11 protein-coding genes and 2 tRNA genes are annotated in these 9,604 nt (G+C 55.0%); 7 read left to right on the top strand and 6 right to left on the bottom strand.

Annotation, left to right across the window (positions count from 1 at the left end; all coding sequences use genetic code 11):
* Genes CDI07_RS01920 through CDI07_RS01905 form a run of 4 tightly spaced genes read left to right on the top strand, consistent with a single transcriptional unit; the run spans nucleotide 1 to nucleotide 1,853 of the window.
* The gene (locus CDI07_RS01920) at nucleotides 1-309 is read left to right on the top strand and encodes a 50S ribosomal protein L30e (RefSeq protein ID WP_088179998.1); all 309 of its coding nucleotides are present in this window, start codon (nucleotides 1-3) and stop codon (nucleotides 307-309) included.
* Nucleotides 309-746 carry a NusA-like transcription termination signal-binding factor gene (locus tag CDI07_RS01915; protein ID WP_088179997.1) on the top strand — a complete coding sequence of 146 codons (438 nt, stop codon included), beginning with the start codon at nucleotides 309-311 and terminating at the stop codon, nucleotides 744-746. Before CDI07_RS01920 ends, CDI07_RS01915 begins: the two co-directional genes overlap by 1 nt.
* Nucleotides 747-756: 10 nt before the next feature.
* Nucleotides 757-1,200, top strand: coding sequence for a 30S ribosomal protein S12 (locus tag CDI07_RS01910; protein ID WP_014788295.1), 444 nt, complete (start codon nucleotides 757-759; stop codon nucleotides 1,198-1,200).
* Between the two features lie 5 nt (nucleotides 1,201-1,205).
* Nucleotides 1,206-1,853 (top strand): 30S ribosomal protein S7, encoded by a 648-nt coding sequence (locus CDI07_RS01905; protein WP_088179996.1) that lies wholly within the window; start codon nucleotides 1,206-1,208, stop codon nucleotides 1,851-1,853.
* Nucleotides 1,854-1,905: 52 nt separating this feature from the next.
* Here the strand turns inward: CDI07_RS01905 and CDI07_RS01900 are convergent, their stop codons facing one another.
* The 5 genes from CDI07_RS01900 to CDI07_RS01880 form a co-directional block, all read right to left on the bottom strand.
* Nucleotides 1,906-3,189 (bottom strand): FAD-dependent oxidoreductase, encoded by a 1,284-nt coding sequence (locus CDI07_RS01900; RefSeq protein WP_088179995.1) that lies wholly within the window; start codon nucleotides 3,187-3,189, stop codon nucleotides 1,906-1,908.
* Nucleotides 3,190-3,374: 185 nt separating this feature from the next.
* Nucleotides 3,375-4,499, bottom strand: a complete 1,125-nt coding sequence (locus tag CDI07_RS01895; protein WP_088179994.1) for an alkaline phosphatase family protein — start codon at nucleotides 4,497-4,499, stop codon at nucleotides 3,375-3,377.
* A 65-nt stretch (nucleotides 4,500-4,564) separates the two neighbouring features.
* On the bottom strand, nucleotides 4,565-5,833 hold the full coding sequence (locus CDI07_RS01890) for an Nre family DNA repair protein (protein WP_088179993.1): 1,269 nt from the start codon (nucleotides 5,831-5,833) through the stop codon (nucleotides 4,565-4,567).
* A gap of 893 nt (nucleotides 5,834-6,726) precedes the next feature.
* Nucleotides 6,727-6,801 (bottom strand) — tRNA-Cys (locus CDI07_RS01885).
* Between the two features lie 21 nt (nucleotides 6,802-6,822).
* Nucleotides 6,823-6,908, bottom strand: a tRNA-Ser gene (locus CDI07_RS01880).
* 176 nt (nucleotides 6,909-7,084) lie between these two features.
* Between CDI07_RS01880 and CDI07_RS01875 the strand changes: the two genes are divergently transcribed.
* Nucleotides 7,085-7,288: a MoaD/ThiS family protein gene (locus CDI07_RS01875; protein ID WP_088179992.1), complete on the top strand. Its 204-nt coding sequence runs from the start codon at nucleotides 7,085-7,087 to the stop codon at nucleotides 7,286-7,288.
* A gap of 58 nt (nucleotides 7,289-7,346) precedes the next feature.
* On the opposite strand, the gene CDI07_RS01870 is transcribed toward CDI07_RS01875, so the two are convergent.
* Nucleotides 7,347-8,546 carry a pyridoxal phosphate-dependent aminotransferase gene (locus CDI07_RS01870; RefSeq protein WP_088179991.1) on the bottom strand — a complete coding sequence of 400 codons (1,200 nt, stop codon included), beginning with the start codon at nucleotides 8,544-8,546 and terminating at the stop codon, nucleotides 7,347-7,349.
* 189 nt (nucleotides 8,547-8,735) lie between these two features.
* Here CDI07_RS01870 and CDI07_RS01865 point away from each other — a divergent pair, with 189 nt between their 5' ends.
* Both CDI07_RS01865 and CDI07_RS01860 read left to right on the top strand, forming a co-directional pair.
* On the top strand, nucleotides 8,736-8,981 hold the full coding sequence (locus CDI07_RS01865; protein ID WP_088179990.1) for a LysO family transporter: 246 nt from the start codon (nucleotides 8,736-8,738) through the stop codon (nucleotides 8,979-8,981).
* Nucleotides 8,978-9,559, top strand: coding sequence for a lysine exporter LysO family protein (locus tag CDI07_RS01860; protein ID WP_088179989.1), 582 nt, complete (start codon nucleotides 8,978-8,980; stop codon nucleotides 9,557-9,559). Before CDI07_RS01865 ends, CDI07_RS01860 begins: the two co-directional genes overlap by 4 nt.
* Nucleotides 9,560-9,604 lie beyond the last annotated feature (45 nt).

Raw genomic sequence — 9,604 nt, 5'->3', positions numbered from 1 at the left:
ATGGTTGACTTTGCGTTCGAACTTAGGAAGGCTGAGGAGACTGGAAAGATAATCATGGGTGCCAAGAAGGCCCTTCAGTACGCCAAGATGGGTGGGGCCAGGATGGTCATAGTGGCCAAGAACGCCAGACCGGACATCAAGGAGGACATCGAGTACTACGCCAAGCTCAGCGGCATACCGGTTTACGAGTTCGAGGGAACCAGCGTCGAGCTCGGAACCCTCCTCGGAAGGCCGCACACCGTTTCGGCCCTCGCCGTGATAGACCCCGGTGAGAGCAAGATACTGGCCTTGGCTGGGGGTAAGGAGTAATGCCGCTCAAGCTCAACACCGACCAGATCAAGTTCATAGCGCTCTTCGAGAGCATGACCGGAGCGACCGTCATGGACTGCCTCATAGACACGAACAGAAACAGGCTCATCTATGTCATCAAGAAGGGTGAGATGGGACTGGCCCTTGGAAAGAAGGGAGCCAACGTCAAGCGCGTCCAGAACATGCTTGGGAAGGACATAGAACTCATCGAGCACTCCGAGAACCCCGAAGAGTTCCTGAGGAACATTTATAAGAGCCTCGGGGTTAAGGTTAAAAAGGTCCACATCACTGAGAAGCGTGATGGTAAGAAGGTCGCCCTCCTCGATATAGGCCCGCGCGACAAGCCTCGCGCCATCGGAAGGGGCGGCCAGAACATCAACCTCGTGAAAGAGTTGATGGAGAGACACCACGGCATTCAAGATGTGATCATAATTTGAGGTGATGCTCATGCCTGGAAAGAAGGCCCCGTATGGAGAGTTTGCCGGTAGGAAGCTCAAGCTCAAGAGAAAGAAGTTCCGCTGGAGTGACATAAGGTACAAGAGAAGGGTTCTCCGCCTCAAGGAGAAGAGCGACCCTCTCGAGGGCGCTCCGCAGGCCAAGGGAATAGTCCTTGAGAAGATAGCCGTTGAGGCAAAGCAGCCGAACTCCGCTATGCGTAAGGCAGTCCGTGTTCAGCTCATCAAGAACGGTAAGGTTGTTACCGCCTTCACCCCCGGTGACGGTGCCATCAACCACATAGACGAGCACGATGAGGTCATCATCGAGGGAATCGGCGGTCCCAAGGGTGGTTCCATGGGTGATATCCCGGGAATCAGGTACAAGGTCGTCAAGGTCAACAGGGTCTCCCTCAAGGAGCTCGTCAAGGGAAGGAAGGAGAAGCCGAGGAGGTGAAGTGAATGGCCAAGGCAATCACCGAGCGCTTTTACCAGCCGAAGGAGCTCAAGGTCATGGGCAGGTGGAGCGTTGAGGACGTCGTCGTGAACGACCCGTCGCTCAGGCCCTACATAAACCTCGACGCGAGAATCCTCCCGCACAGCCACGGAAGACACGCCAAGAAGTCCTTTGGAAAGGCCCAGGTTCACATCGTCGAGAGGCTCATCAACAAGGTCATGCGCAGCGGCGCCAGCGGCCACAAGGTCGGCGGCCACTTCATGAGAAGGGAGCACCGCTCGCTCATGAGCAAGAAGATGAAGGCCTACGAGGTCGTCAAGGAGGCCTTCATGATCATCGAGAGGAGAACCAAGCAGAACCCGATTCAGGTTCTCGTCAGGGCCCTCGAGAACTCCGCCCCAAGGGAGGACACGACCACCATCGCCTTCGGTGGAATCCGCTACCACATGGCCGTTGACGTTGCCCCGCTCAGGAGGCTCGACATAGCCCTCAAGAACATCGCTCTCGGAGCGAGCGCCAAGTGCTACAGGAACAAGACCAGCTACGCCCAGGCCCTTGCCGAGGAGATAATCGCTGCGGCCAACAAGGACCCGAAGAGCTTCGCTTACAGCAAGAAGGAAGAGATCGAGAGGATCGCCCAGTCCTCACGCTGAGGACTGGTTGTTTCCGCCTCTTCTTCATTTCCGCTTTCTGAAAAATTAAAAGTCAGTGGGCCAAGGTTTTTCCGAGCCATTTTGCCAGGGCCACTATCGTCAGTATCGGCGGCAAACCGGGCGCTTTCGGGAGAACGCTGGCGTCGCATACATAGAGGTTTCTTACCGACGTTTCAAGGTGCTCATCAACAACCGTCCCCACGGCCGCTGTGCCACCCAGATGTGCTCCCTCGGGCTTCGAGACAATGAACGAACCCGGATCGGCCCCGATGCCCTCCAGTATCTCCTTGGCTATCGCAACGCCGTCGTCTATCCGCTTTTGATCATTCCTAGTGACACCCTTTGAAACGCTCCCATCGGGATAGACCCTGCCGGTGGGATCGTCGGCCGTCTTTACCATAATCCCCACGAGCTTGTCCGTGGGCATCATGAATCCTTTCCTTCCCGCCTCCATGAACCTGACGGTCCGGTTAATGTTTAGGTAGGGGGACAAAATAAAGCCCCGTTCATCGTGAAACTCGTGGTCAACGAGTGCCATGCTCGGCTCCCTAGCCTGGTGAAGTCCCTCGGCCCTGCCGTAGACGTTCACGAGGATATCAACGAAAAGATTCCATCCGGCACCCTCAACCCCAGAGTTCTGAAGGATTACCGGGGTGCTCAGTGCACCGGCCGCCAGTATGACGTTCTCCGCCTCTATCTCAGTGTATCCATTTTTTCCGCTTCCCCGAACTCCCACGGCCCTACCATTCTCCACGATCACCTCGTTAACCTTGGTCTCGTAGAGCACACCGGCACCGTGGGCAAGGGCATCGTTCAGGTAATCCAGGGCCGTCCACTTCGCACCCTGAAGGCAGCCGAGGGTGCAGCAGCCGCAGCGAACGCACTTCGAGAAGTCCAGAAACTTCGGCATCGGCTCCATCCTGTAGCCTAGGTCGGCAGAGACTTCCAACATCTTCAATGACGCCTCAGCGAGGAGGCTCTTCGGGGTTGGGGCTATCTTCATTTCCTCCTCGGCTTCCCGGAACTCGCTCTCCAGGTTTATCCCCGCGTCATTGAACTCCTCCTGAAGGCACCTTACCCCGTTTGCACATGAAACAACCGTTGAACCGCCCGCCATCATAGCCCTCCACAGAATCACTCCCTCCTTGGAGGTCCTTGGAGTTTTGTATCCAGTAGTCTCGAAGTACCGAAGGGAATCCCTGAAAGTTCCCACGTGCTCCTCGTACTTTCCGGCTTCTACGATTAGAACGTCCTTACCTGCCATACTCAGCTCTCTCGCCAGGGTGGCCCCACCGGCCCCAGAACCAACAACCACATACTCAGCGCGCTTTTTCATAGAAACCAACTCCAAGCCCAAATTGATTGGAGAAGAGTTATTCTCACTCCGTTTTACGCGCCCAAGGTATATATGACTTTGGATTCACATTTAAGCCGGTTTGGTTGCAGCCTGCAATTTACGAGATTGCGTTTATTCCCGGCTCACATGAATCGTTAAAGGAGAGCGGCATACATTTGGGGTTCTCACACTACGAGCAGGCTCTTCCCCACCATGTTCCCAGGCTTCTCTATTCCAAAGAACCCTAAAATCGTTGGCGCTATGTCCATAAGCGAGGGGTTTTCAAGATTAACCTTCTCAAACCCCCAAAGGATCAGTGGGACTCTCAGAACCGGTTCGTTCATCGAGCCGTGCATCCCCCTAACCCAGTGGCTCACTCCCTTTATGCCCTTGCACATCCTGTGGGAGCAGAACCAGTAGCCGGGCTTTGCTGAGACTATCAGCTCCCCGCTGTTCGGGGTGTTGAGGTGCGGCAGATCATCACGGAAGAAGACGGCCTTAACTCCCGGTGCCTTCCTGAGGGCTTCAAACGCTTCTTCGGCATCGTTCGGATTTCTGAGGTACACGTGAACCCCACCACCGGAGGAAACGCGGAGAGTCTCGATCCCGTGCTTTCTCAGGTAGGTCCTCAGGTTCACCCAGGTGTGCACCTCCTCCTGTCCATGGTCCGCAAAGATTATGAAGGCGTATTCGTCCTTCAGCCTCTCCCAGAGGGTTCTCACGGCGGTATCAACCGTCTCGACGGCCTTCAGCGCCCCCTCGCTCAATGGCCCGTGGTCGTGGCTCATGCCGTCAATCGAGGCAAAGTGGACGAGCAACAGATCAGGTCTGCACTCCTCGTAGAGGTACAGAGCGGAGCTGAGAACCCAGGCGTCCTTCCTCCAATCCCTCCCGTGTTGGCGGTACATCTTGTCGCTTGAGAAGAAGGGAGGAAAAATCCTCACGTCGGTGCCGCTGAATGGTGGCATGGTGTATCCGGAGACGCTGGCGGTTCTAACGCCCCTGGCACGGAGAATATCAACCACCGTTTGAGCCTTAATGACCCTGTGGGGATTGAACGCTATTTCGTAGTCGTAGAAATTGACCTTCCTGTCAGCGAGGCGGTCGTAGTAGCCGTTCTCAACGACGCCGTGGTCTTTCGGCCACACACCGGTCATGACGCTCGTGTGAACTAGGTCGGTGAGCGTTGGGAAGATGGAATCAACGATGGCAAAATCACCGTTTTCCGCCAGCTCACTGAGGAAGGGCATGTGACCAAGGTTGTAGACTCCGTTTCCGTCGAGACTTATGAGGGCCAGCTTCTTCCGCATTTCGAAACCTCCAGGTGGTGTCAGCCTGACGTGCACTCATCACATTCAGTGGGATGGAGTGGTCATCATCCACCGGGTTTCTCTCCGCCGAGGCGGTATAAATTCTTTCCGAGCCACTCGTCCAAAGTTTTCTGTCTCGCGAGACTTCCGAGGATGTAGCTTCTCGCAAGGTATTTCTCGAAGGGATGCTCAAGGCGCCTCTTTATGGTATCGAGGGCCTCGTTGAGCGTCTCGAAGCGTCCGATCAAGTTGCCCATCGCCTTCTTCACCCCGAGGCGAATCTGCCAGACGCCGACCGGTGCGTAGTACTCGGGGGTAACCTCACGGAAGACGACCGCTCTCGCCTGCCTCCTCCTTGCCCTGAGGGCTTCGAGAACGCTCAAACGGGCGGCATGATAGGCACCGGCGGTCTCCTTGACGTACTCCTTCCTCCCGCGGAAGTCCTCGTAGTCGTGGATTACACTCGGCTCGCTCGCACCGAAGAGCGAGCCCTTAAGCCAGACCTCAAGGAGTTCGAAGGCGTAAGGCTCCGGCATCAGGAGAACCGCGTAGCGGTTACCCATGAACCGGTAGAAGTAAACCTCGTAGTCGTTTATCTCCGGGTTGTGCAGAATCTCACGCCGCAGGTTCTTTCCAATGGTGTCCTGAACGGCTGTAATGCTCCATCTCGTTGGGACGAGCCTCTTGTCCAAACCCAGAAGACCTGCGGAGAGGAGCCTTATGATGTAGTACTCGTCGAAGCCCCAGTTGTATAGGCGCATTATAGCCGCTTCCGCCTTCAGCTCATCACTCACGACGTAGTCCGTCCTCCTCGGAATCTTGGGGTTCTCAGTGAGTTCGAAATCGAGGAGCTCGGCCTTCGGCCCGATAGGCGGTGCAAACTCACTCGGAAGGACTTTGAGAACCGGCTTCCTCTTGAGGAGTACCTCGCTGTCAACGGGCTTTATCGACATTGCCAGCTCCTGAACCTCGCCGAGGATTCTACCGCTCCGCCTCACGTGGACGTCAGCCTTCGTCTCACCCATGACGAGAAGCGAACGATAGTAGAGGATGTCCTTTATCGTCTTGTCCTCCCACTTCATCGGACTGTCGAGGTGACTGGTGTTTCCCTCAATAGGGGGCACCAGGGGTCCTATGCGGACCTTTGGATAACCGTACTCCCCAACGAAGATACTCGGAGGCGAGGAGCCGAAGAGGTGGCGTTTGTTCAATCTCTGTTCGACGGTGCGGGCTACTCTAAACCTCTCAAGAATCGGACAGGTTGGCCTGCCACAGAGGAGCTTTCTGCCCTTGCAGATCGCACAGAGTTTCGAGTTGAAGACCGGGGCACTCATCGAAGGTAGGTAAGCGGGGAGGTATTTATGGTTTGTTCCCTAGGAAACTTTGCTGGGCAAAGTTTCATCAAAGTTTGTGATTCCCCCACCAAATGCAGCTTGAGGGGTGTTGCAGTCTCAACAAGAATTTCAAGCAGGAATTCACTCTCAAAGAGGCACCTCAAAAAGGAATCACAACTTTTGATCAGACTTTTCGCCAGCAAAGTTCCGGGGTGGGGGGCGTTAGCCCCCCCGGAGGATTAAGAAATAAGGAAGGTGGGGAAACGTAGTTTCCAGGTTTTTAGAGAAAAAACGGGGCGCGGGGTGGAACCCGCATCGGGGGTTTGAGAGTACAGAGCAAGCTTTAACAAAGCTTGACCAAAAGTTCCTTTCCTGTTAAATTGTCACAAGATAAAGCGTGCGCTCTGAAATTCGCCTGTGATAGAGGTTTAACTTTAAAACAGGATGTTGAACGGGTTTCATTTTTATTCTGGCGTCCTTAGGACGCCTCGTGGAGAGTGAAACGTTGTAAAAGTGGCAATTGGAACATAAACCCACTTGAGAACCCAGCACGTTGTAATTGCACGCCATCTTTCCGTCAACACTGAAGCTTTTAGAAAAAGCTTCACCAAAAGTTTGTGATTCGTGGTAAGGCTTCGTTATAGAAGGGATTTCAAGCCCAATCCAGACCCTTAGACAGTTGGGTCAGCGAAAATAAGCTTTTTCCAGGTGGGCTCTACTTGAACCGCGCTCCAAAGGAGCGCCAAAAACGCTTGAACCCTCCTGAAAACACCTCCCGGAATGAATACCCTTTCTACTCAAAAAGTGGTTCTTGAAGAAATCCACTCCAGAGCACGCTTTTCAAAAGGAATCACCAACTTTTGATCAAACTTTTGCCCTGCAAAAGTTTGTTATGGAGCCGGGAGGGGGATTCGAACCCCCGTAAAGCGGATCTGCAGTCCACCGCCTCACCTCTAGGCTATCCCGGCATTTGAACCCCAGAAAGATTTTGGCGCCGCGGAGGGGATTTGAACCCCTGTGGCCAACGGCCACCGGCTTAGCAGGCCGGCGCCCTACCAGGCTAGGCTACCGCGGCACTCCAGTGCCCAGGTTATATGAGCCGGGGAGGGTTTTTAAGTTTTTTGGACCGAGACTCCCCATGAACGGCCGATGCGCTCCGCTCCCTTCGGGCTGAGAGGCTGGCCCAGCATCGAGCGGTGCGGCCGCTCGGTTTATAAAGGAAGATGGGCAACATCGAGCCGGTGGTGAGCGATGATCAGGGTAAAGGTCCTTGGCAGAGGCATCGAGAGGGAAGTGGAATGGCGAAAGGGCATGAAGGTCTCCGACCTGCTCCACGAGATAGGCTTCAACACGGAGAGCGCCATAGCCAAACTGAACGGCCGCGTTGCCCTCGAAGACGAGAACCTCAAAGACGGAGACTACGTTGAGGTAATCCCTGTCGTCTCCGGCGGGTGAAACGCCTAGAACTCAGTCTACTATTTTTAAACGGCTCAAGAAGGTTAAAAGGAAAGGCTCACTCGGAGAGCCTCTTCCTCATGAAGGCCTCGAAGTTGTTCATAGCCTCCTCGAGTATCTCAACCGGCGGCAGGAAGACTATCCTGAAGTGCCACTCGCCGGCGTATCCAAAGCCCGAGCCGTGGACGAAGAGCACGTGGGCCTCGTTGAGGGCGTCGAGGACGAACTCCTTGTCGTTCTTCCACTTCGAGCGCTCCTCAATGCGCGGGAAGATGTAGAACGCTCCCTGGGGCTTGGTGGTGCTTATCCCCGGAATCTCCGTGAGGCGCTTGTAGATGTAGTCCCTCCTCTCCTTGAGCTTGCCCATGTACTCGTCGAGATAGTCCATCGGTCCTGTTAGGCCGGCTATCGCGGCGAACTGGGCCGGCGTGCTGGGGCATATCCTTATCCTGGACATCTTGTCTATCGCTTCCCTGACCTCCTCGAGCTTGCCCTCCGGGTCGACGTAGTAGAAGTAGCCGAGGCGCCAGCCGGTGGCGAAGTAGACCTTGGACATGCCGTTCATGACTATAACAGGGACATCCTTCGTGAGCGAACCGGGGGAAACGTGTTGTCCCTCGTAGGTCATAAGGTCGTATATCTCGTCGCTGATGACCGGAAGGTCGTACTCGCCGGCCAAATCGAGTATCTCCCTCACGGTTTTCTTCTCGTAGAGGGCTCCGGTTGGGTTGTTGGGATTGATGACCGCTATGGCCTTTGTTCTCTCGTTAATCTTCTTCCTCATGTCGTCTATGTCTGGCTGCCATCCGTTCTCCTCAACAGTCAGATACTCGTTGGCGATTCCGCCGTAGAACTTGACGAGGCCAACGTAAGGCGGGTAGCTGGGACTCGGGACGAGGATGTTGTCCCCAGGGTTGAGAAGGGCGCCGAATATGAACTGTAGAGCCTCGGTAACGGCCGCAGTAACGCGAACATCCTCGGGCGTTATATCAACACCGTTCTTCCTCTTTTCCCTCGCGACTATGGCCTCCCTAAGCTCCGGAAGCCCCTCGCTGGGGCCGTAGTAGTTGTGGCCGTCCTGAATGGCCTTACAGTAAGCGTCCCTCATGTGCTTCGGCGGCTGGAAGTCATATTTTCCCGGATCGCCTATGTTGAGGCGGATGACCTTTATTCCCTTCTTCTCAAGCTCCCTTGCAGGCAGAACAACGTCCCTGATGGCGTACTCAATTCCCATGGCCCTTTCGGATGCACGAATCATGTGGATCACCATTTGAATGATGAGAGGTTTGTAGTAAAAAGCTTTGCCCACATAGGTTTAAAAAGAGGCGAGGATAACGGATTACGGGCGATGACGACTAGCAAGCATGCTGAAGAGATGCACCATGATGACGTGAACACCCACCGAGCCCCTCGATACGTTTATTAACCTTCAGAGGAAGGTTTTTGCATGAACATCTTTATCCCACTAATCGCAGGGGTTCTCATAGGCTACGTTCTCCGCAGGAAAGAGCGCAAGGTAAACGTTGACGCCCCCATGAGCATCGCACTTCTGCTACTGATATTCTTCATGGGCGTCGAGGCGGGGAAGGTGAAGATAGACGCCCTGTGGCTCTTGAGCTCATCCATCGTCTTCGCGGCCCTGACCATCGCGGGAAGCGTTGGAATCGCCCTTCTAGTGGGGGGAAGGGGATGAGGTTTCTGGTCTACGTTTTGGTGGCTCTGATTGCCGGCATACTCACAGGCCACTTCTACGCCCCGGAGTTCGGCAACCTCTACGAGGTCATGCTCTACCTGCTGATACTGATAATCGGAATAGATTTGGGCCAGAGCTTCCGGCTTGCGGAGATTAGGAAGCTCGGAAGGCTCGCCATAAAACTGCCTCTGGGGACGCTCCTCGGTTCTCTGCTCGGTGGCCTCGCCGCTTCCCTTCTCCTGGGGATAGAGCTCAGGTGGGGGCTTGCCGTCGCTGCCGGTTGCGGCTGGTACAGCCTCACAGGGCCACTGATCGCCCAGTACTCCGCCGTCTACGGCACCCTAGGCTTTCTAGCCAACCTCACCAGGGAGATATTCACCGTTCTGCTGTACCCCGTTGCCATCGGGAAGATGCGAAAGGAGCTGGCGGTTTCCATGGGCGGTGCAACCACGATGGACACGACGCTACCGATAATGACGAAATTTGGAGGAAGCGAGGTCGCGCTCATAGCCTTCGTCCACGGCTTCGTCCTTACCGCACTGGTGCCCTTCGTTGTCCCATTCATCCTTCAGTTCTAACCAATAATCTTTTAAGTTCAAACATTCTAGGTTCCATGAACAAAC

Source organism: Thermococcus sp. 5-4 (assembly GCF_002197185.1).
Lineage (GTDB): Archaea > Methanobacteriota_B > Thermococci > Thermococcales > Thermococcaceae > Thermococcus > Thermococcus radiotolerans.
The sequence above is the reverse complement of the archived record's forward strand: the minus strand, read 5'-3'. Positions and strand labels throughout refer to the sequence as shown.

What these genes read in the sequence shown, in the direction of transcription:
- CDI07_RS01920 (WP_088179998.1), top strand. Translation starts at nt 1, where the DNA reads ATGGTTGACTTTGCGTTCGAACTTAGGAAGGCTGAGGAGACTGGAAAG.
- CDI07_RS01915 (WP_088179997.1), top strand. Translation starts at nt 309, where the DNA reads ATGCCGCTCAAGCTCAACACCGACCAGATCAAGTTCATAGCGCTCTTC.
- CDI07_RS01910 (WP_014788295.1), top strand. Translation starts at nt 757, where the DNA reads ATGCCTGGAAAGAAGGCCCCGTATGGAGAGTTTGCCGGTAGGAAGCTC.
- CDI07_RS01905 (WP_088179996.1), top strand. Translation starts at nt 1,206, where the DNA reads ATGGCCAAGGCAATCACCGAGCGCTTTTACCAGCCGAAGGAGCTCAAG.
- CDI07_RS01900 (WP_088179995.1), bottom strand. Translation starts at nt 3,189, where the DNA reads ATGAAAAAGCGCGCTGAGTATGTGGTTGTTGGTTCTGGGGCCGGTGGG.
- CDI07_RS01895 (WP_088179994.1), bottom strand. Translation starts at nt 4,499, where the DNA reads ATGCGGAAGAAGCTGGCCCTCATAAGTCTCGACGGAAACGGAGTCTAC.
- CDI07_RS01890 (WP_088179993.1), bottom strand. Translation starts at nt 5,833, where the DNA reads ATGAGTGCCCCGGTCTTCAACTCGAAACTCTGTGCGATCTGCAAGGGC.
- CDI07_RS01875 (WP_088179992.1), top strand. Translation starts at nt 7,085, where the DNA reads ATGATCAGGGTAAAGGTCCTTGGCAGAGGCATCGAGAGGGAAGTGGAA.
- CDI07_RS01870 (WP_088179991.1), bottom strand. Translation starts at nt 8,546, where the DNA reads ATGATTCGTGCATCCGAAAGGGCCATGGGAATTGAGTACGCCATCAGG.
- CDI07_RS01865 (WP_088179990.1), top strand. Translation starts at nt 8,736, where the DNA reads ATGAACATCTTTATCCCACTAATCGCAGGGGTTCTCATAGGCTACGTT.
- CDI07_RS01860 (WP_088179989.1), top strand. Translation starts at nt 8,978, where the DNA reads ATGAGGTTTCTGGTCTACGTTTTGGTGGCTCTGATTGCCGGCATACTC.